The 23,445-nt window shown below is 71.4% G+C and carries 4 protein-coding genes; 2 read left to right on the top strand and 2 right to left on the bottom strand.

The genetic code is table 11. The features are described 5' to 3' along the window. The first annotated feature begins 22 nt into the window (after positions 1–22). Positions 23–571: a hypothetical protein gene (locus tag AWC02_RS01250; RefSeq protein WP_237160277.1), complete on the top strand. Its 549-nt coding sequence runs from the start codon at positions 23–25 to the stop codon at positions 569–571. A 751-nt stretch (positions 572–1,322) separates the two neighbouring features. Here the strand turns inward: AWC02_RS01250 and AWC02_RS22800 are convergent. Next, positions 1,323–6,092, bottom strand: coding sequence for a beta strand repeat-containing protein (locus AWC02_RS22800; RefSeq protein WP_165757812.1), 4,770 nt, complete (start codon positions 6,090–6,092; stop codon positions 1,323–1,325). On the opposite strand from AWC02_RS22800, the gene AWC02_RS22795 reads away from it, so the two are divergent. Next, a complete protein-coding gene (locus AWC02_RS22795) occupies positions 5,979–19,067 on the top strand; it encodes a beta strand repeat-containing protein (protein ID WP_165757811.1) in 13,089 nt (4,362 codons plus the stop codon). The genes AWC02_RS22800 and AWC02_RS22795 overlap by 114 nt on opposite strands. Positions 19,068–19,786: 719 nt before the next feature. On the opposite strand, the gene AWC02_RS22790 is transcribed toward AWC02_RS22795, so the two are convergent. After that, complete coding sequence (locus AWC02_RS22790) at positions 19,787–23,398, bottom strand: hypothetical protein (protein ID WP_165757819.1); 3,612 nt, start codon at positions 23,396–23,398, stop codon at positions 19,787–19,789. Between the last annotated feature and the right edge of the window lie 47 nt (positions 23,399–23,445).

Genomic DNA, 23,445 nt, shown 5'->3' with positions numbered 1-23,445 from the left:
CCTGCCCCGTTACTATCGCGCAATGCCTGAGACCTCTCCTAGCGAAACGTCCTCCGCCAAGCCCAAGAGCGCGGGTTTTCCGCAATCTTCCACTTCCGCCTCGGCGCTGTCGGTGCCCACGATCGCCGCGCTTGCGCTGGCTGTGATCGGCATCGTTCTGGCCATCCTCGGGTGGTTCCACCCGTCGACGGGCCAGAAGTTCTCCGACGACCAGCGTGCCGAAGCCAAGGCCAAGATCTGCAACTCGCAGGCAGTCGTGCGTCAGGGCACCCAGTTCAACACCAACCTGCAGAACCCGGTTCCGGGCGACCTGGCCGGTGACCTCGCGGTGGGCACCAACGCGCGCCTCTCGCTGTTCGCCGGCGGCGCCTTCCTGCACCAGAACCTGCAGTCCAGCCCCGCCACTCCGGCAGACCTGGCCAAGGCCGTGGGCGACATGGCCGACACCCTGGAGGCGCTGAGCATCAACTACCTGGCTGGGCACGCCCCCGACGACGAGGTGCAGCAGCCGCTGCGCGACCAGCTGCGTGGCCAGATCGACGTCTTGGACGACCTCTGCCAGGAGCAGTAGTAACCCGTTAGTCATCCAGTTCAGCACCGGCTGCGCCATTGGCGCAGCCGGTGCTGCTTCGTTTTGACCCCCGGTTGACGCCGACCCGCCGCCGCGACCAGCCCGATGAGGTCCGGGCCGTGGTCGCCGCGGCGGCCCGTCAGCCGGTTTCCTGCGAGCGGCCTGTGTGCCCGTCTTCGGCGCGTCCCGAGTCGGCGCCGCCGCCCTTCGTGCCGTGGAGCGCGCCGCCGCGCCGTCGACGGTAGCCAGCAAACTCCGCTAACCGCAGCAAGCGTTTGCTGAGGATTTCTGATGTCCCTGGTGCGCGCCGTGGAGCGCTTAAATCCCGGTTGCCAGTCCAGATAAATGTGCACGTGTGCAGATTTGCAGGCTCAAATTGTGGGTCACTAGATCTAGTTATGGCGGCCCGTCTGCGAAGGTGCACTCCGGTTGACCGAACGAGAATTTGTGTTAACGTCCCCTTCGTCTGTGCCGTAGTTGTGTTTCAGTTAAGGGGATCAGCCATATGGCTCGCCATCGTCAGGGTCGCTCTCAGGGTCGTCGCAGCCGGATTTTCGGGGCAGGAAGCGCCATCAGTGCGTTCCTGACCTTCGGATTAGGGCCCTGGTCGCCGGCCCCGACGGCACACGCCGACATCGAAGACGTCTGGTTCGACCTGCTCGGGGAGGAACTGGCGACCGCGGTTGCGGGTCTGAGCGCCAACTGGGTCGACCAGGAGGCCTGGACCGTGGTCTTCGACCAGGCCAGCTGGTCACCGTTCTTCGACAACCTCGGCGACCAAGCCGTGTGGGACACGATCTTGGCGGATCTGACCGTGGCCGGCATCGGAGCGGATCCGCTCGACCTGCCGGGCTCCGCAGGCGCCACCTTCAACTGGGGCGACATCGACTGGCTGCGCCCGTTCGGTGACGGCGCCGACGGCACGGCCCTCAACCCCAACGGTGCGGCCGGCGGCTGGATCTGGGGTTCCGGCGGTGACGGATGGGACGCCGACGGCACGGACGGCCTGTTCGACGGTGGTGCCGGTGGTCAGGGCGGCCTGTTCGGTGGTGATGGCGGTGCCGGTGGTGACGGCATCTTCGGCGGCTCCGGGGGCGATGGTGGGGCTGCCGGCTGGTTTGCGGCGTTCAGCCAGGCCGGCGCCGGCGGTGCCGGCGGTGGCGATGGCGGCTTCGGCGGCGCCGGCGGCGACGGCGCACTCCTCGCCTGGTTCAGCGACGCCGGCGACGGCGGTCTGGGCGGTGTGAGCGTTGTCGGCGGCAATGGCGGTAACGGCGGTAAGGGCGGCAACGTCGGCTGGTTCTCGTTGGGCAGCAACGCCGGTGATGGCGGCGACGGATTTGCCGGCGGCAACGGTGGCACCGGCAGCCTCTTCGGCTGGTGGAGCAACGGTGGCGACGGCGGTGACGGCATCGGCGGCGGCAACGGTGGCAATGGCGGATCCGCGGGCCTGTACTCCTGGTTCAGCAGCGGTGGAAACGGTGGTGAGGGCGGGACGGCGACCACCCTGGGCACGCCCGGGGGCAATGGCGGCGCCGGCGGCGATGCCGCTTTGTGGGGCGTGTTCAGCACCGCCGGTGCCGGCGGTGGCGGTGGCGACGGCTTCACCGGTGCCGCGGGCCTGGCCGGCAGCTTCGCCAATGGGGGCGATGGCAACGGCGGCAACGGCGGCGACGGCGGAAACGGCGGTAACGGCGGCGACGGCGGCAAGGGTGCCTACCTGTTCGGCTCCGGCGGTCGCGGTGGCGCTGCCGGTGACGGCGGCAATGGTGGCGCCGGTGGTCACGGCGCTGTCGGTGCCGACGGTGCTGTAGCGGGCGCGGACGGCGAGGGTGGCGGTAACGGCGGTGTCGGTGGCGACGGCGGTACGGCCGGAACTGTCGGCAAGGGTGGCGCCGGTGGCTGGTTCATGGGCACCGGCGCTGCCGGTGCGGCCGGTACGCAGGGCGCCGGTGGTCTCGGCGGCAACGGTGGCGACGGTGGGGTCGGTGTCGACGGCGCCAGTGGTGCGGCGGGCACTGCGGATAATCCGGACGGCTCGGCCGGTCAGGCCGGTGGCTCTGGTGGTGACGCCGGTCTTGCCGGTGCCGGGGGCGTCGGCGCCGGTGGCCAGCAGGCTGCCGGTGGCACGGCGGGCAGCGCCGGTAAGGGCGGCAACGGTGGCGCCGGTGGCGCCGGTTACGACGCGGCGTCGGACGGCACCGCCGCGGCGGGTACGGCGGGTGGCAACGGTGGTGCTGGTGGCGATGCGGGCCGTGGCGGCATGGAGGCCGATGGCACCCGCGCGGCCTCCGGCGCGGCCGGTGCCGGCGGCGACGGCGGTGACGGTAAGGACGGCGCTGCCGGGGCGGCGGGCAATGCGCTGATCACGGCCGGCAAGGCCGGTGGCAACGGTGGGGCCGGCGGAAATGGCGGTCAGGGTGGCCTCGAGGCCGATGGCCTCTCCCGCGCCGTGCAGGGTCTTGGCGGCGACGGTGGTGCCGGCGGTAAGGGTGGCGCCGGGTACAACGCGGTGACCGCCGGCGCGGCAGCCGGCACTTCGGGTGGCAAGGGTGGTGCCGGCGGTGACGGCGGTGTCGGTGGCACCGGCGCCATTGCGGGTGTGCACGGCACGGGTGGTGTCGGCGGTGCGGGTGGTAGCGGTACCGACGGCGCGCACGGTGGTGTCGGTGCGGCGGGCACCGCGGCCAACCCCGACGGCGGTGCCGGCGGCAACGGCGGCAACGGTGGTGACGCGGGCGCCGGTGGCGCCGGCGGGTCTTCCGGCAATGGCAACTACGCCGCCAACGGCGCCAACGGCCTCGCCGGTAAGGGCGGAAACGGTGGCGCCGGAGGCGCCGGGTACGACGCCGCTTCGGACAACGGCGCGGCCTCGGGCACTGCGGGCGGCAACGGCGGCGCCGGTGGAAACGCCGGCGTGGGCGGTATGCAGGCCAACGGTTTCCGGGCGGCGTCGGGAGCGGCCGGCGTCGGCGGCAACGGCGGCGACGGCTCCGATGGGCAAGACGGCAACGCCGGAACGCAGGCCGATCCCCACGGCGGCACGGGCCAGGCCGGTGGGGCCGGCGGCAATGGTGGTCTGGGCGGTTTCAACACCGACAACTCCCGTGCGGCCTCCGGTCATGGTGGTGACGGCGGCGCCGGTGGTGCAGGTGGTGCCGGATACGAGGGCTTGAACGGCGGTGTCGCCGGGGCGGCCGGCGAGCACGGCGGCAACGGTGGCGCGGGTGGCGCCGGAGGTGTCGGCGGCACCGGAACCGTCGCGGGCCAACACGGCGTGGGTGGCGTCGGTGGTAACGGCGGGTCCGGTGGTGACGGGGCGCAGGGCGCCGACGGCGCCGCGGGTACCGCCAACCACGTCGACGGCACGGCAGGCCAGGCCGGTGGTGCCGGTGGCAACGCCGGCAAGGGCGGCGCCGGTGGTGACAGCGGCAACGGAACCAGCGCCGCGAGCGGCTCGGATGGCTCGGCCGGAGTCGGCGCCAAGGGCGGCGCCGGCGGCAAGGGCTTCGACGGTGTCAACGGATCGACCGGGCGCATCGACGGCACCAACGGCGGCGCCGGTGGCGCCGGGGGCAACGGCGGCCTGGGTGGTTTGGAGACCGACGGCAGTCGGGCCACGCGGGGTGATGGTGGTGCCGGTGGCGCCGGCGGTAAGGGCGGCAACGGTCTTGCCGGCGTAGCCGGAGCGACGCCGGGGGCCAGCGGCACCAACGGCGGTGCGGGCGGCAACGGTGGTGTCGGTGGTGTCGGTGGGCAGGGCGCCAACAATGGTGCGGCCGGCGCGGGCGGGGTCGGCGGCAACGGCGGTAACGGTGGTGCCGGCGCGGCGGGCGCGGCCGGTGTCGACGGCACGGCCAGCCATGTGGATGGCACCGCGGGCGGTAACGGTGGTGCGGGCGGCGACGCGGGCAAGGCCGGTGTGGGTGGCCTCAGCGGCGCCGGTGTCCAGGCGGCCAACGGGGTGAACGGCACCGCGGGTGTCGGCGGCGCCGGTGGTAAGGGTGGTGCGGGCTTCGCCGGTGCGGCCGCGACCGGTGCGGGTGTTTCCGGTGGCAATGGTGGTGCTGGTGGCGCCGGTGGTAACGGTGGCCTGGGTGGTCTCAACGTGGGTGGCGTGCGGGCCACCGACGGTGCGGGTGGTGCCGGTGGTGACGGCGGCAAGGGTGGTGCCGGCTACACCGGTAAGACCGGTGCCGACGCGGTATTGGCCGGTGCCGATGGTGGTGCCGGGGAGTCGGGCACCAACGGTGGCGCCGGTGGCGCCGGTGGTGCTGGGGGTACGGGTTCGACCGCGGGCCTGCAGGGTCTTGGTGGTGCCGGTGGTGCCGGCGGCTCCGGTGGTGCCGGTGGCAAGGGTGCGGCGGGTGCGGCCGGTGACGCCGGGCATGTCGATGGTCGTGACGGTGGCGTCGGTGGTGCCGGTGGTAACGCCGGTGCCGGTGGTGCCGGGGGCGTGGGCCGCACCGGTGCGGCGGCCAACGGCGCCAATGGTGTGGCCGGTGTCGGTGGCGCCGGTGGTGGCGGCGGTGCGGGCTTCGCCGGTGCTGCCTCGACCGGTGCGGGTGTTTCCGGTGGCAATGGTGGTGCTGGTGGCGCCGGTGGTAACGGTGGCCTGGGTGGTCTCAACGTGGGTGGCGTGCGGGCTACCGACGGCGTGGGTGGTGCCGGTGGTGACGGCGGCAAGGGTGGTGCCGGCTACACCGGTAAGACCGGTGCCGACGCGGTATTGGCCGGTGCCGATGGTGGTGCCGGGGAGTCGGGCACCAACGGTGGCGCCGGTGGCGCCGGTGGTGCTGGGGGTACGGGTTCGACCGCGGGCCTGCAGGGTCTTGGTGGTGCCGGTGGTGCCGGCGGCTCCGGTGGTGCCGGTGGCAAGGGTGCGGCGGGTGCGGCCGGTGACGCCGGGCATGTCGATGGTCGTGACGGTGGCGTCGGTGGTGCCGGTGGTAACGCCGGTGCCGGTGGTGCCGGCGGCGTGGGCCGCACCGGTGCGGCGGCCAACGGCGCCGACGGTGCGGCGGGTGTCGGTGGTGCTGGTGGTGGCGGCGGTGCGGGCTTCGCCGGGGCTGACTCGCACACCGCGGGTCAATCCGGCGGCAACGGTGGTGCTGGCGGCGCTGGCGGTAACGGTGGTCAGGGTGGTCTGAAGGCCGACGGCGTCAACCGTGTCGCCGACGGCGACGGTGGCGGCGGTGGTGCCGGCGGCAAGGGTGGTGCCGGATTTGATGCGGTGGCCGAGAATGCCGGCCCGGGCGTGTCGGGTACCGATGGTGGCCGCGGTGGCGATGGTGGCGCCGGTGGTAGCGGTGCCGTAGCGGGCGAGCATGGCGCTGGTGGTGTCGGTGGTGCCGGTGGTTCGGGCACGGATGGCGCTGATGGTGCCGCCGGTACGGCCGGTACCGCCGTGGACCGCACCGGTGGCAATGGTGGCCATGGTGGCGATGGGGGTAACGCCGGTGCCGGTGGTGCCGGCGGCAGTTCGGGCTCCACCCAGGCGGCCTCGGGTTCGGACGGGCATGCCGGTAAGGGTGGCTCCGGTGGTGCGGGTGGCGCCGGGTATGACGCGGCCGGGGACCCGAGCTTGGCGGCGGGCACTGCCGGTGGCAATGGTGGTGCGGGTGGTGACGCCGGCCGTGGCGGCCTAGAGGTCGGTGGCGGGCGTGCCACCGACGGCACTGCCGGTGTAGGCGGTAATGGTGGCTCCGGTAAGGACGGCGCCGATGGTGCTGACTCGCACACTGCGGGTGTGGCTGGTGGCACCGGTCAGGCCGGTGGCGCCGGTGGGAACGGCGGCCTGGGCGGCGAGGAAGCCGATGGCACGCGTGCCGCCGACGGTGCCGGTGGTGCCGGTGGTAACGGTGGCGCCGGCGGTAAGGGCTATACCGGTCAGGCGGGCGAGAACGCGACGGTCGCCGGTGCCGATGGTGGTGCCGGTGAGTCGGGCACCGATGGTGGTGCCGGTGGTGCCGGTGGCGTCGGCGGCACGGGCTCCACGGCGGGTCTGGACGGGCTCGGCGGTAACGGTGGCGACGGCGGCTCCGGCGGTAAGGGTGGCGCGGGCGCCCAGGGCGCCGATGGCGACGCCTCACACGTGGATGGCTACGCCGGTGGCGGTGGCGGTGCCGGTGGCGACGCCGGAAAGGCCGGTGTCGGTGGCATCGGCCGTGGTGGCCAGGCCGACGGCGGTCAGGACGGCACCGCGGGTGCGGGTGGCAACGGCGGCAACGGCGGTGCGGGTCACGCCGGGGCGCACTCGACGGCGGCTGGCGTCGACGGCGAGGCCGGTGGCACGGGTGGCGCCGGTGGTAACGGCGGCCAGGGTGGTCTAGAGGTCGACAATTCGCGGGCAGCGCAAGGTGACGGTGGCGACGGCGGCAAGGGCGGTGCGGGCGGCGCCGGCTACACCGGCCAGGCGGGCGTCAACCCCGGCGACAGCGGCGAGAGTGGAAGCAACGGTGGCGCGGGTGGCCTCGGTGGTGCCGGTGGCACCGGCTTCGTCGGTGGTTCCGGGGGTGCGGGCGGGAACGCCGGTTCCGGCGGCAGCGGTGGCGCGGGTGCCACCGGCGCCGACGGCACGTTCGACAACAGCGGCAACGGCGACGGCGGCGCGGGTGGCACCGGCGGCAACGGTGGTAACGGTGGCACCGGCGGTAATGGCGGCGTCGGCGGCACGTCCACCGGTGGCGGTGCGAACGGCGCGACGGGCAACGGCGGCGATGCCGGCAACGGCGGCGACGCAGGCACGGCCGGTGACGGCGGTAAGGGCGCCGACGGCACCGTGAACCACGTTGACGGCGGCAACGGTGGCCAGGGCGGCGAGGTCGGCTCGGCCGGCCACGCCGGTACCGCAGGAAGCGGCACCATCGGCGGCAAGGCCGGCCACGACGGCGCCGAGATCACCGGCCCGGCCGGTAACGGAGGCGCCGGCGGTGCCGGCCACGCCGGTGCCAACCCCGGTGACCGCGGTGGTGACGGCGGCACCGGCGGTACAGGTGGCAGCCTCGGCGACGGCGGTGCGGGCGGTGCTGGTGGCGCGGGTGCCGGCGGTGGCACCGCACTGGTGGCCGGCTCTGGCGGTAATGGTGGTGCGGGCGGTAACGCCGGTGCGGCCGGCTCCGGCGGTCAGGGTGGTGAGGGCGGTCAGGGCGGCCAGGGCGACGGCATCGTCTACGACAGCTTCGGCAATGCGTTGGCCCAGGGTGGTGGCACCGGTGGCACCGGTGGTACCGGTGGCTTGGGCTCCGCCACCGGCTCAGCGGGCAGCGGTGGCGCTGGCGGTGCCGGCGGCAAGGGTGCGGCCATCCTCGACGGCGCAGGAGCCAGTGGCACCGTCACCGCCGGCCTCGGTGGTGACGGTGGTGCGGGGGCTCTCGGTACCGCGACCGAAGCCGGCCACGGCGGTGGTGGCGGCGGTGGTGGCGGCGGTGCACTGATCCAGGCCGCCCCGGGCGGCACGGCCAGTGGAGGTGCCACCGGCGGTAACGGCAGCGCGGGTGACGACGGAACCACCACGGCGGCCGGTAGCAACGGCAGCCAGGGCGGTGGCGCCTCTATCGCCGCCGACGGCACCAGCAGTGCCAACGGCACCGCGATCGGCGGTAATGCCGGCGTCGGCTCTGATGGTGGTGTCGGTGGTGCCGGTGGTGCGGCGTTCATTGCGGCCGCTGAGGGTGCGGCGATTACGGGCACCACGGTGACCGGTGGTGCCGGTGGTGCTGGTACTAACCAGGGCACGGGTGGTGCTGGTGGTGTGGGTGCGGCGTCGGCGGTTGGTGCGGGTAGCGCGATCACGGGTTCGGCGTCGGGTGCTGCTGGTGGTTCTGGTGATGGTGCGGGCAGCGTCGGTGGTGACGGTGGTGCCGGGTTCCTGGTGGTGGACCATGCCGGTGGTGTGATCGGCGGCGGTAACTCTGCGGTGGCCACCGGTGGTGTTGGTGGTGATGCCACCAATGGTGGTCACGCGGGCAAGGGTGGCTTCGGTGAGTTGGAGGCCGGTCACTACGCCAATGACAGTGGCACGGGTGGTTTGTCGTATGGGTCGGCGACCGGTGGTGCCGGTGGTGATGCTGCAGATGGCGGTAGCACCGGCGGTGACGGTGGCAATGGTGTGATCCAGAGCGGCCGGCTGGACTTCGGCTCCACTGGTGGTGGTACCTCGCATGGCACCGCTCAGGGTGGTGCCGGTGGTGAGGCCACCGGTGGTGGCACCGGTGGTGACGGTGCTCGGGGCAGCATCTTGTCCGGCGGTGTCGGGGCGGAGTCGTCGGGTAGCGCGACCGGTGGTGCCGGTGGTGCAGGCCTCGACGGTGGTACCGGTGGTAACGCCGCTAATGGTCAGGTGAACGCGTTGGGTGCTGGTGCCACGGCCAATGGCACGTCGCAGGGTGGCAGTGGCGGTTCGGGCACTGGCGCTGGTGCTGTTGGTGGTGATGGTGGTCTGGGTTATGTCACGGCGTTGGCGGGCAGCAGCACGACCGGTTCGGGCAGCACGGGTGGCTCCGGCGGTAACGCCGGTGTTGGTGAGCACGCTGCTAACGGTGGTGAGTCCAATGTGATGGCCACCAATGGTGGTGCCATCTCGGGTAGCACCGCGACGGCGACCAACGGCAATGCCACCGTCGCTGGTGGTTCGGCCTCGGTGACCGCTGACGGTGCCGGCAGCACGGTGACCGGCAGTTCGGCGACGGCCGGTCAGGCAGGTGTGGGTTCTGATGGTGGTGTCGGTGGTGCTGCGGGTGCGGCGGTTATTGCGGCCAGTGAGGGTGCGGCGATTACGGGCACCACGGTGACCGGTGGTGCCGGTGGTGCTGGTACTAACCAGGGCACGGGTGGTGCTGGTGGTGTGGGTGCGGCGTCGGCGGTTGGTGCGGGTAGCGCGATCACGGGTTCGGCGTCGGGTGCTGCTGGTGGTTCTGGTGATGGTGCGGGCAGCGTCGGTGGTGACGGTGGTGCCGGGTTCCTGGTGGTGGACCATGCCGGTGGTGTGATCGGCGGCGGTAACTCTGCGGTGGCCACCGGTGGTGTTGGTGGTGATGCCACCAATGGTGGTCACGCGGGCAAGGGTGGCTTCGGTGAGTTGGAGGCCGGTCACTACGCCAATGACAGTGGCACGGGTGGTTTGTCGTATGGGTCGGCGACCGGTGGTGCCGGTGGTGATACTGCAGATGGCGGTAGCACCGGCGGTGACGGTGGCAATGGTGTGATCCAGAGCGGCCGGCTGGACTTCGGCTCCACTGGTGGTGGTACCTCGCATGGCACCGCTCAGGGTGGTGCCGGTGGTGAGGCCACCGGTGGTGGCACCGGTGGTGACGGTGCTCGGGGCAGCATCTTGTCCGGCGGTGTCGGGGCGGAGTCGTCGGGTAGCGCGACCGGTGGTGCCGGTGGTGCAGGCCTCGACGGTGGTACCGGTGGTAACGCCGCTAATGGTCAGGTGAACGCGTTGGGTGCTGGTGCCACGGCCAATGGCACGTCGCAGGGTGGCAGTGGCGGTTCGGGCACTGGCGCTGGTGCTGTTGGTGGTGATGGTGGTCTGGGTTATGTCACGGCGTTGGCGGGCAGCAGCACGACCGGTTCGGGCAGCACGGGTGGCTCCGGCGGTAACGCCGGTGTTGGTGAGCACGCTGCTAACGGTGGTGAGTCCAATGTGATGGCCACCAATGGTGGTGCCATCTCGGGTAGCACCGCGACGGCGACCAACGGCAATGCCACCGTCGCTGGTGGTTCGGCCTCGGTGACCGCTGACGGTGCCGGCACCACGGTGACCGGCAGTTCGGCGACGGCCGGTCAGGCCGGCGTCGGCTCTGCCGGTGGCACCGGCGGTTCGGCTGGCGCGGCCAGCGTGAGCGCTACGGGCGGCGGCAAGATCACTGATGGTGATGCTCTCGGTGGTAATGGTGGTGCTGGTAGCAACGGTGGGGTGGCCGGTGCGGGTGGCGGCGCGGAGATCATTGCCAGTGGTGTCAATGGCGCTGATCAGGCGGCCAGCGGTGCTGGTGGTACGGCGACTGGCGGTAATGGCGGCGCCGCGGAGGGCGCGGGCAGTGTCGGTGGCGATGGTGGCCTCGGGTCGATCCGCGGTGTCAACGGTGGCACAGCGACGGCTACCGGCGCGGGTGCTACCGGTGGTGACGGTGGCCAGGCGACCGGTGCTGGCGTCGGTGGCGACGGTGGCAAGGGCGAGGTGATCGCGTACCGCGGTAATTTCGCGACCAATGGTCAGCCCAACGGTGCGGCTAGTGCCAGCGGTGTGGCTCATGGCGGTAACGGTGGCGGCGGGCTCGCTGGTGGCAGCGGTGGTCGTGGTGGTGATGCCCAGGTCAACGGTGGTCTCGACAACGCTGGTGTCCAGACTGCGGGTGTGGTGACCAACAGCTCGGCCACGGGTGGTGACGGTGGGACCGGTACCGGCACCGGCAGCGTCGGCGGTAACGGTGGTTGGGGAGGGGTGCAGGCGATCCAGTCCGGCGGGGACGCCAAGGGTGGGCCTGGTGGAAGCGTCACCGACGGCAAAGCCGTAGGTGGTGGCGGTGGTGATGCCACCAATGGCGGCCAGGGCGGTAATGGCGGCGCCGGCGCGATCTTCTCCTATTACGACGGCAATGCCACCGGTGGTGTTGCGACCGGTGGTAATGGCGGGTCTGGTGATGGTGCGGGCAGCCTCGGCGGCAACGGTGGCCAGGGTCAGCTTGTTCCTTATGGGGGCGACACCTTCGGTGGTGTGGCTACCGGTGGTGACGGTGGCGCTGGCTATGACGGTGCCAGCGGCGGTAAGGGCGGCACTGGTTCGGTCTATTCGTTCTCGGTGGGCAGCATCACCAATGGCACCGGGATCGGCGGCAATGGCGGTGCCAGTGGGACCGGGGCCAACGCGGGTGACGGCGGTGCCGGTGGTCGGGGCGAGATCGGTGGTTCCGGTCGTTCCAACGGCACCGTCACTGACAGCTTCGCGCGCGGCGGTAACGGTGGTGCGGGTGGCCAGAACGGCGCCGATGGCGGTGTCGGTGGTGCGGCTGCTGTCTACGGCCAAAACAATGGTTCGGTCGACGACAGCAGCGCCAACGGCGGCAACGGCGGTAACGGCAGCAGCGCTGGGTCGGGTGCGGCCGGCGCGAGTGCGACAGTGGCGGCCACCAACCGCGGATCGATCTCCGACAGTTCCGCCACCGCTACCGCTGGCAGTGACAACGTCGCCGGCGGCTCTGCGTCCATCACCGCTGATGGCCTGGGCAGTGTGGTGACTGACAGCTCCGCAGCCGCCGGTGTTGCTGGTGCCAGCAACAACGGCGGTACTGGCGGCGCCGGCGGCACCGCCAGCGTGGCGGCCACCAACGGCGGTGCCATCGCCACCAGCTCTGCCACCGGCGGCAAGGGCAGCGACACCGCAGCAGGTGGGGCTGCGTCGGTCACCGCCAACGGCGCGAACAGTTCCGTGACCGGCAGTGACGCGACCGGTGGTGACGCCGGGTTCGGGGACACCAATGGTGGCACCGGTGGTGCCGGCGGCGATGCGGAGATCGCGGCCAGCTACGGCGGCGCGGTGGTCGGCAGTGACGCCCTCGGCGGTAGCGGTGGCAACGGGAGCGGTGGCGGTGCCGGCGGAGACGGGGGCGTGGCCTACGTCGCCGCGGCCGGGGCGAACTCTTCGGTGACCAACAGCAGCGCCACCGCCGGTAATGGCGGAAACGGAGCTGACCAAGGGCAGGGCGGTGACGGTCTCTGGGCGCAGGTCACGGCCGGGATCGACCAGAACAACGATCACTTGCCCAACAACACCGTCCTAAACGGCCACGCCTTCGGCGGTGCCGGTGGTAGCGGCACGGGCCTGGGCAGCAGCGGCGGCAACGGTGGCGGCGCTGTAATCCAGGGCGGCAACGGCCTTTCGGTCACCGACAGCGTCGCGACCGGTGGCAGCGGCGGCGTGGGCACCGCCGGCGGTGCCGGCGGTGACGGTGGCATCGGACAGATCATCACCTTGAGCCAGGGCACGGTCGACCAAGGCCACGCGACCGGTGGTGATGGCGGAGCGGGCAGTGTGGCCGGCGCGACCGGCGGCAACGGTGGTCTGGCTCAGGTCGTGTCCTGGAACAGCGGGACAGCCACCGGTAGCGCTACCGGCGGTAACGGCGGCTCGGGCCTCGGCGGTGACGGTGGCAACGGCGGCATCGGTTCGATTCAGGGCACCTCGGGCGCCGGGGCGGGCAACAGCGTCAGTGGGAAGGCCCTAGGTGGCCAGGGCGGCGACGGCGGCCAGAACGGCACGGACGGCTCCGTCGGCGGCGACGGCGGCGATGGCGGTCGCGGCAATGTGCAGGCGACCTCGCCAGCCGATGCGCATGTTCAGGCGAACGGCACCGGTGGTGCCGGCGGTCACGGTGGCAACGGCGGCGCGGGTGCCGACGGCGGCGACGGCGGTAACGGCGGTCTCGGCACCGCCAGCGGGACCAGCGACGGCGTCGGTGGCGCCGGCGGGTCCGGTGGTGCTGGCGGCTCGCTGGGCGCCAGCGTGGACGGCGGTCACGGCGGATCCGGTGGCAACGGCGGCAACGGCACCGCGGGCACCGGTGGCACTGGTGGCGCCGGTGGAGCCGGTGGAGCCGGTGGCAACGGTGGTGACGGCGGCAACGGTGGAGCCGGTACCGGCACGCGCTACGGCGGTGCGGAAGGCATTGGCGGCAGCGGTGGCGCCGGCGGCACGGGTGGCACCTACGTTGACAACAGCCACGACGGCCAAGGCGGTGATGGAGGTGACGGTGGCGCCGGTCTGGCCAGCGCGACCAACGGTGGCACTGCTTCGGGCACCGCGACCGGTGGTGCCGGTGGCGGCGGTGGTGCCGGCGACCCGGCGGGCAACGCCGGTGGTGACGGTGGTGACGGCGGCAGTGCGACGATGACTGCTGATGGCGGAATCATCACCCACGGCACGGTCAGTGGTGGCAACGCGTCTGCCGGTGGGCCCAACGGCGTCAACGGTGTCAACGGCGCGAACGGCTCGATGACGGTCAGCGGTGTGGGCAGCAGCATCACCGACACCACCGTCACGGGCGGCAACGCCGGCAGTGGTGGTGCGGGTGGTGCGGCGTCTGTCCTGGCCACCGACGCCAGCAACGTGACCGGCAGCAAGGTGACCGGCGGCGACGGTTCGAACAGTGCTGCCGGTGGTGCGGCCGGCATCATGGCCGGCGGGACGCTGCCCTCGTTGGCGACGCCTGCTTCGGGTGTGGGCCGGTTGGGCGGCGATGTCACCAACGTCATCGTGACCGGTGGCGACGCCGGCGCAGGGGACGGCAATGGTGGCGTCGGCGGTGCGGGCGGTTACGCGCAGGTGGTGGCCCAGTTGGACGGCAGCGTCAGCAACGCGCAGGCAATCGGTGGCGACGGCGGTGCCGGCACGGACGGCGGCAAGGGCGGCGCCGGGGGTTACTCGGAGCTGTGGACGATCTACCAGGAGAACGCTCACACCGCTCACGCCGGCGGCTCGGTTACCGGTGTTGCGACCGGTGGCGATGGCGGGAATGGCGCAGGCTTCGGCAGTGTCGGCGGCCTCGGCGGCTCGGCACGTATCGCCACGGGCTCCTACTACCAGGACGGTGGATCGGCCGGAGGCACCGTGACCGGTGGTAACGGCGGTGACGCCACCGCCGATAACGGCGGCCACGGTGGGACCGGTGGTGCCGGTGCCGGTGCGCGGATCTACGCCGCGGGCAGCGGTGCCACGGTTGACGCCACCAGTGTGGTCACCGGCGGCGATGGTGGTGACGGTCTCGACGGCGGTAAGGGTGGCGGGTACACCTTCTACGCCCAGGTTGCCGCTTTCGGTGCGAACGCCCACGCCGGCGGAACTGCGATCAGCGGCAACGGTGGCGACGGCGTCGGGTTCGGCAGCACCGGCGGCATCGGCGGCGACGCCCAGATCCGCGCGGACATGCAGAATGGCGGCGGCGGCACGGTCACCGGTGACGCCCGCGGCGGCGACGGCGGTGTCGGTACCACGGTCGGCGGTACCGGCTACACCGGCGGTGCCGGCGGCACCGGCCGGATCAGCGCCGGCGGCTACGGCAGCGTCATCACCGGCGGGACGGCAAGCGGCGGCGACGGTGGGAACAGCGCCAACGGCCTCAACGGTGGGGCCGGCGGTGAGGGCCGCATCGGCCATACCAGCAATGGCCCCGACCCGGCCGACGCCGGCATCACCATCACCGGCAGCACCGCGACAGGCGGCGACGGTGGAGCCGGGCATGCAGGCGGCGGCGGCGTGGTGCAGGCCACCAACGGCGCCACCATCACCGGCAGCACCGCGACAGGCGGCGACGCGTCCGACACCGCGGCCGGCGGCAGTGCCACCATCACCTCCGACGGAAGTGGTTCGGCGGTGACCAAGGGTTTGGCGGTCGGGGGTCTGGCTGGCGCGGGTGGCGCCCTCGGCGGCACTGGCGGTGCCGGTGGCAATGCCAGCCTCAGCGCTGCAGCCGGCGGCACGGTTACTGAGAGCTCGGCAACCGGTGGTGACGGTGGTGCTGGTGGCGCCAACGGTGGCACTGGTGGTGCGGGTGGCGATGCTCGTGTGGTGGCTGTTCGTGCGAACGGTTTCACTGGTGCGGCCAGCGTGACTGATTCACATGCCGCCGCCGGGGATGGCGGTGCCGGCACCAATGCGGGTGTCGGTGGCGCTGGTGGTGGTGCGCGTATCGATGCAGGCATCGACAGTGCCAATGCGAAGAGTGGTGGCACCATTTCCGACACAGAGGCCTTCGGTGGTAAGGGTGGTTCCGCTGATGGCATCGGTAGCACCGGCGGCAAGGGTGGCGATGGTTACCTGACTGCTTCGCAGTCTGGTGGCGACCGGTCGTCGGGGGCACCACAGGGTTCGATCACCGGCAGCATCGGGACGGGCGGTGATGGTGGTAACGCCCTCACCGGGGGTACCGGTGGTGACGGCGGGATGGGCAAGGCCCAGGCGTTCTACAACGGCCGGATCGAGGACTCAGTGACCACCGGCGGTAATGGTGGGAATGCCAACACCGGTGGTTTCGGTGGTGACGGTGGTCAGGGTGTGACGCGGGCCTTCCACTCCTATGACGGTGGGGGTGTGGTCGGTGGAGGTCTGCTCAGCAACAGTGACGGCATCGGCGGTAATGGTGGCGTCGGTTCTGGCGGGGCTTCCGGCGGTGATGGTGCTCAGGGTCATGTCTGGTCCGATGAGGGCTCCATCCTCGAGGGTGCCACGGCAATCGGCGGTAACGGCGGTGACAGTGGTACCGGCGTGAATGCGGGCGATGGCGGTGCTGGTGCGCAGGGCTACATCTACTGGACCTTGCACAGCGACAACAGCACCAGCGGAGCCGTCATCACGGCCACCGGTGCAAACGGCGGCAACGGCGGCAACGGCGGAACCAACGGCGGTGCCGGCGGCGTCGGCGGCGCCGGAGGGCAGGGCTACATCTCCCTGGGTAAATACACTGCCGGGTCCGATGTGGAGAGCACCGGCGGTGCCGGCGGCAACGGCGGGGCGGGCGGTGACGCCGCCAACGGCGGGGCCGGCGGGGTCGGTGGTGGCGGCACTAACGGCGCCCACGGCGGCAGTGGTGGTGCGGGCGGTAAGGGTGGCACCGACGGCGGCAGTGGTGGTGCCGGTGGCGCCGGGGCCACTGTCACGGCTACGCCGGGTGTTGGGACCGTCACCGGCGGCAACGGTGGTGCCGGTGGTGCCGGTGGTGAGGGCTTCGCCGGCGGCAAGGGTGGCGCCGGTGGCGTAGCCAGCGCCTCCGCCAGCAGCGGTGGCACGGTGAGCTCCGACTCCACCGCCACTGGTGGTAACGGTGGTAACGGTGGTGCCGGCTCAGGCACCGCCGCCGGTGGCGCCGGTGGTGTTGGTGGCACGGGCACCTTGACCGCTGAGGGTGCTGGCAGCACGGTTACTAAGAGCTCGGCGACTGGTGGTGACGGTGGTGCTGGTGGCGCCAACGGTGGCACTGGTGGTGCGGGTGGCGATGCTCGTGTGTTGGCTGTTCGTGCGAACGGTTTCACTGGTGCGGCCAGCGTGACTGATTCACATGCGACCGCCGGGGATGGCGGTGCTGGCACCAATGCGGGTGTTGGTGGTGCGGGTGGTGGTGCGCGTATCGATGCCGGCATTGACAGTGTCAATGCGAAGAGTGGTGGCACCATTTCCGACACGGAGGCGTTCGGTGGTAAGGGTGGTTCCGCTGATGGCATCGGTAGTACCGGCGGCAAGGGTGGCGATGGTTACCTGACTGCTTCGCAGTCTGGTGGTGACCGGTCTTCGGGGGCGCCGCAGGGTTCGATCACCGGCAGCACGGGCATCGGTGGTGACGGCGGGGATGCGACGTCTGGTGGTACCGGTGGTGACGGCGGTATGGGCAAGGCCCAGGCGTTCTACAACGGCCGGATCGTGGATTCGATCACCACTGGTGGTGATGGTGGTGACGCGTCGACCGGTGGTATTGGCGGTGCCGGTGGCATGGGTACGACGCGGGCCTTCCACTCCTACGACGGTGGTGGTCTGCTCGAAGACAGTGCGGGCACCGGCGGTAACGGTGGCGCCGGCCGCGATGGGGCTACCGGTGGTGCCGGTGGTCAGGGTCAGGTCTTCTCGGACGAGGGCTCCATCCTCGAGGGCGCCACGGCAATCGGCGGTAACGGCGGTGACAGTGGTACCGGCGTGAATGCGGGCGATGGCGGTGTCGGTGCGCAGGGCTACATCTACTGGACGCACAGTGACAACAGCAGTGGTGCTGAGATCTCTGCTACCGGTGGCAACGGAGGTAACGGCGGTAACGCCGGCATCGATGGTAGTGCCGGTGCGGTCGGTGGTGCCGGTGGCCAGGCGAACATCAATGTGGGCAACCGCGTTAGTGGGGCCGATCTAGTGACCGTCGGCGGTGACGGTGGCAACGGTGGTGCCGGTGGCACCAACGGCGGCAACGGTGGTGCCGGTGGTGCGGGAGCCAATGTTGCGGCTGGGGCCGGCAGTGGCCGGGCGATCGGCGGCAATGGCGGTGCCGGTGGGGTCGGTGGCGATGCCCACAACGGTGGTAAGGGCGGTGCCGGTGGTATCGCCAGCGTCTCCACCAGCACCGGTGGCACGATCAGTTCAGACAGCACGGCCACCGGCGGTACCGGCGGCGACGGCGGGGCCGGCTCGGCCACCGGCAGCGGCGGCAACGGCGGTGCAGGCGGCACGGCGACCATGTCCGCGCTCAACGGCGGCGCTATCAACCACGGTGAGGTCGAGGGCGGCGACGGCCTCAACGGCGGACCCAACGGTGCTAACGGTGCCAATGGTGCAAACAACTCGCTGATCGTCAATGGCGCCGGCAGCAGCGTCACTAACACCACCGTCACCAGCGGGCAGAACACGGCCGATTTCGCCGGCGGCGCGGCCACGGCCACCGTCAGCGACGGGGGCGTGATTACCGGCAGCACGGTCACTGGCGGCGACGCCAGCGACACCGCGGCCGGCGGTGCGGCGAGCCTGATCGCGACCGGGACAGGCAGCAAGATCACCAACAGTTCCGCGATCGGTGGCCACGCCGGTGAGGGCACCGACGGCGGTGCCGGCGGTGGTGGCGGTGCGGCCACCATTGCCGCCGCGAGCGGCGGCACCATCATTGATGCGGTGGCAACCGGCGGCAACGGCGGTGCCGGCGCCGGCAGCGGTAGCGCCGGCGGGTTGGGGGGCAGTGCCCTGGTCACTGCATTCAGCGGTGGCAAGGTGACCGCTGACGGTGGTGTGGATAGTTCGGCGACCGGTGGTGCTGGTGGTGACGCCGTAAACGGCGGTACCGGCGGCAACGGCGGCGCCACGTTTATCGAGGCGCAGCGTGACGGCACTGCCTATGGTCAGACGGCCGGTGGTACTGGCGGGTCGGCTAATGGGATCGGCGCAGTGGGCGGTAACGCTGGTGGCGGGAACCTGTGGGCCGGGCGTAACTACGCCGACCCCGCTTCCGGCGGTTTGGCTCACGGCACCGTGACCGGTGGTAACGGCGGCGCCGCGGTCGGTGCCGGCTCGATCGGTGGGAACGGCACCAGCGGCAGCATCGGGGCTGTCGGTGCCGGTGCGGAGGCCAGTGGGTCTGCCACCGGTGGTAGCGGCGGCAACGGCGTCGACGGCGGCAAGGGCGGCGGTATCAGTTACAACGGGATCTCGCAGATCACCGCGTTGGGCACCAACGCCAAGGCCACCAATATCACCGTCGTGGGCGGTACTGGCGGGGACGGTATTGGTGTCGGCGGTGTCGGCGGCGACGGCGGATACGTCAATGTCGGTGCGAACAATGCTGCCGGGCACCCCGGTGGCAGCTCGTGGACCAACGGCAGTGTGACGGCTGGTAGCGGCGGCACCGGCACCGGTGTCAACAACAGTGGGCCCGAGTCGCCCGGCGCCGGTGGATCCGCTGAATTCATCAACGGTGCCAACCAGCACACCGATGGGCAGATCATCAACCTTCCCCCCGGCAGCCCGAAGCCGTAGCTGCAGGGCCACGCTTCACCTCGAAACCGGCCGCCGCGACCAGTTGACTCTGGTTGCGGCGGCCGGGCTCACTGCGCCGGCGTCTAGGCCGCATAGGGCCAACGTGAGCTGCCTGGGCGGCCCTGGTCAAGCCCAACGGCAACAACGGCGCAGGCCGGCCCACGACGTCAGCGACCCCACGGCAACTTTGTAAAGTCATTTGACAGCACTTGGACAGCCACTGGGCAGCCGTCGGCCAGCAACGCCGTCTCCACCAGCAGGCGGGCGCCGCCAAAGTCGCCCCCGCCGGCGGCAAGGCGCCACGGGCAGATGGCCGTCCAGTCATTAGCCACAATCCACGCGGAGGGTAGACCACCGGCAACAATAGCCGGCGCTGCCATTAACTGACGGCCGCGAAAGATGTCGCCACCAGGGCGCCGGGAGCCGGCTGCGACTGCGTGCGTCGACGCGCCGGCGAATTCGCTAGTGGGCAAACTCACGAATAGCGAAACCGCGCCGTCGGGCCTAGTGGACACAGCAAACTCGCCATTCTTGCTGAGATCATCGATGTTCTATTAACAAATTTCTTACCACCCCTGTCAGAACTAAACCCGCAGCTCACGACGCAAATTAGTCCACTTTTACGGAATTATCGAGCATTTTTGCAAAAAAGGTTGACTGGCCGCCGAGTGTGGCTACCCTCCCTAGTCAAAGAAGGCTATGCCAATGCTTAAGCAAACTTAAGGGGTCTCGTCGTGGTAGGTGTCGGTCGCAGTGGTGTCCGTCGTCGCGGGAATCGGGTGCTGGGTGCGGGATCGGCGGTGGGGGCGTTCTTGGCGTTTGGGGTGGCGCCAGTGACGGTGGCGCCGGCGGCGGGGGCGGACTTTGACGATGTGTTGGTGGAGTTGCTCGGTGAGCAGCTGGGTGCGGCGGTTGCGGATTTGGGGGCCAACTGGGGGGATCAGGCTGCGTGGGGGGTGGTGTTTGATTCGGCCAGTTGGGATGGGGTTTTTGAGGCGTGGGGGGATGCCGGCACCTGGGATGGGGTCTGGGATGTGGTGCTGGCTGATCTGAGCCTGGCTGGTGTGGGGGCGGAGGCGTTGGATCTGCCGGGCTCGTCGGCGGCGTCGTTCAATTGGGGTGAGGTCAATTGGTGGATGCCGTTTGGTGATGGTGCCGACGGCACGGCGGCCAACCCCGATGGTGGTGCTGGGGGTTGGATCTTCGGTAATGGTGGTGCGGGTTGGGATGCTGATGGCTTGGGTGCCAGCGATGATGGTGGTGCGGGTGGTCAGGGTGGTTTGTTCGGCGGTAATGGTGGTGCCGGCGGTGATGGTTGGGGTGAGGGCGATGGTGGCGATGGTGGTGCCGCCGGCCTGTTTGCGTGGTTCAGCCGCGGTGGCGATGGTGGTGATGGCGGGGACGCGGTAACCGCTGGTGGCGGTGGTGGTGCCGGCGGTGTCGGTGGTGATGCGGCGTTGTGGGGGTTGTTCAGCACGGCCGGTGCCGGCGGTAATGGTGGTGATGGCGTCGCCGGTGCCGCCGGTGTGGCGGCGGCGTTTGCGGGTGCTGACGGTGGTGCGGGCCAAAACGGTGGTGCCGGCGGTAATGGTGGTGCCGGCGGCCGGGGGTCGTTGCTGTTCGGCTCGGGTGGCCGGGGTGGCTCCGGTGGGTCCGGTGCTGCCGGTGGCGCCGGTGGTGATGGCGCCGATGGTGCCGATGGCACGGCTGAGCTGGTCGATGCGATCAGTGGTGGCAATGGTGGTGCGGGTGGCAATGGTGGTGCTGCGGGTGCTGCGGGTGCCGGCGGTGCTGGTGGCTGGTTCGCCGGGGCGGGTGCTGCGGGTGCGGTCGGTGAACAGGGCGACGGCGCTGTGGGTGGCAATGGTGGTTCGGGTGGCGATGGTGCTGATGGTGCCGACGGGGCCGATGGCGATTCCTCGCATGTGGATGGGTTCGCCGGTCAGGCCGGTGGTGCGGGGGGTAACGCGGGTCTCGGTGGTGTGGGTGGTTCGGGCGCTTCGGGTCAGGCCGCCAGCGGTGTGGCGGGTGTGGCCGGTAGTGGTGGCCGTGGCGGCGATGGTGGTGCCGGCTTCGCGGGGGCCGATGGCACCGCGGCATCCCTCGATGGTGGTCGGGGTGGCAATGGTGGTGCCGGCGGTGCGGGTGGTCTGGGTGGCCTGCAGGCCGACGGCGCCACCCGTGCGGTAACCGGTGATGGTGGTGACGGTGGTGACGGCGCTCGGGGTGGCGCCGGGTTTGACGCGCTGGGGCAGGGCGCGGCGGCGGGCACCTCGGGCGGTAATGGTGGTGCCGGCGGCAATGGTGGTGTCGGTGGTTCTGGCGCCACGGCGGGCGCTCACGGTGTGGGTGGCGTCGGCGGTAAGGGTGGTTCGGGTGCGCACGGCGCGGCCGGTGCGGTCGGCGTGGCTGGCACGGCCTCGACGATGCACGGTGGTGCCGGCGGTGACGGTGGCACCGGTGGTAATGCGGGTATCGGTGGTGCTGGTGGTAGTTCCGGTGGTGGGAACTATGCGGCCTCGGGTGCGTCGGGGTGGGCCGGTAAGGGCGGCGATGGTGGCGTCGGTGGTCATGGTTACGACGCGGCGGCCGATCCGGGTGCGTTGTCGGGCACGGCCGGCGGCAATGGTGGTGTCGGTGGCAATGCCGGTCTGGGTGGTCTGCAGGCCGACGGGTCGAGGGCGGCGGCGGGCAACGCCGGTGTCGGTGGTGACGGTGGCGACGGCAAGGACGGTGCAGCCGGGGCCGATGGCGATGCGAACAATGTCGACGGCACGGCCGGTCAGGCCGGTGGCCGCGGCGGTAACGGCGGCGCCGGTGGGGTGCAGGCCGACGGTGTCACCCAGGCTGCGGCCGGCCGGGGCGGCGACGGCGGCGCCGGCGGCAAGGGTGGCGCCGGCTATGACGCGGTGGCTGCGGGCGCGGCGGCGGGCACTCATGGTGGTGCTGGTGGTGTCGGTGGCAATGGTGGTGTGGCCGGGACCGGTTCGATCGCCGGTGTGCACGGTGCTGGTGGTGTCGGCGGTAAGGGCGGCTCGGGTACGGCGGGTGCGGTCGGTGTGGCCGGCATCGCGGGCACGGCCGGCAACCCTGACGGTGGTGCCGGTGGCAATGGTGGCAATGGTGGTAACGCCGGTGCCGGTGGCGCGGGTGGTTTCTCCGGTGGTGGGGTGCAGGCCGCTTTCGGTGCCAACGGTGTGGCCGGTGTCGGTGGCAACGGTGGTGTCGGCGGCGCCGGGTATGACGCGGCCGCCGACGCTGGGGCGGCGGCCGGGACTTCTGGTGGTAACGGTGGTGCCGGTGGTAACGCGGGTCTGGGTGGACAGCTGGTCGGCGGTGGCCGGGCCACTGATGGCACGGCCGGGGTCGGTGGTGCCGGTGGTTCGGGTAAGGCCGGCACCGCGGGTGCGGCGGGCACCGCGGGGGCCATCAACGGTGGTAACGGCACCAATGGTGGTAACGGCGGTAACGGCGGCCAGGGTGGTCTGCAGGCCGACGGTGTCACCCGGGCTGCGGCGGGCAAGGGCGGCAACGGTGGTGCCGGTGGTGCCGGTGGCGCCGGGTATGACGCGGTAGCCGCTGGTGCGGCGGCGGGCACTCATGGTGGTGCCGGCGGTGTCGGTGGCAATGGTGGTGTGGCCGGGACCGGTTCGACCGCGGGCACGCACGGTGCCGGTGGTGTCGGCGGTAAGGGCGGCTCGGGTACGGCCGGTGCGGTCGGTGTGGCCGGCATCGCGGGCACGGCCGGCAACCCTGACGGTGGTGCCGGTGGCAATGGTGGCAATGGTGGTAACGCCGGTGCCGGTGGCGCGGGTGGCCTCTCCGGTGGTGGGGTGCAGGCCGCTTTCGGTGCCAACGGTGTGGCCGGTGTCGGTGGCAACGGTGGTGTCGGCGGCGCCGGCTACGACGCGGCTTCGGATGCTGGGGCGGCGGCCGGAACCTCCGGTGGTAACGGTGGTGCCGGTGGTAACGCGGGTCTGGGTGGACAGCTGGTCGGCGGTGGCCGGGCCACTGATGGCACGGCCGGGGTCGGTGGTGCCGGTGGTTCGGGTAAGGCCGGCACCGCGGGTGCGGCGGGCACCGCGGGGGCCATCAACGGTGGTAACGGCACCAATGGTGGTAACGGCGGTAACGGCGGCCAGGGTGGTCTGCAGGCCGACGGTGTCACCCGGGCTGCGGCGGGCAAGGGCGGCAACGGTGGTGCCGGCGGTGCCGGTGGTATCGGGTATGACGCGGTAGCCGCGGGTGCGGCGGCCGGCACCCATGGTGGTGCCGGCGGTGTCGGTGGCAATGGTGGTGTGGCCGGAACCGGATCGACCGCGGGCACCCACGGTCCGGCGGTGTCGGCGGTAAGGGCGGCTCGGGTACGGCCGGGGCG

The organism is Mycolicibacter engbaekii, from assembly GCF_002101585.1.
Lineage (GTDB): Bacteria > Actinomycetota > Actinomycetes > Mycobacteriales > Mycobacteriaceae > Mycobacterium > Mycobacterium engbaekii.
Note: the sequence above shows the minus strand (reverse complement) of the source record. Positions and strands in the feature narration are given on the sequence as shown.

Bases quoted from the DNA above. Each gene is read 5' to 3' on its own strand.
- AWC02_RS01250 (WP_237160277.1), top strand. From the start codon at position 23: ATGCCTGAGACCTCTCCTAGCGAAACGTCCTCCGCCAAGCCCAAGAGC.
- AWC02_RS22800 (WP_165757812.1), bottom strand. From the start codon at position 6,092: ATGCCCGTCCGAACCCGAGGCCGCCTGGGTGGAGCCCGAACTGCCGCC.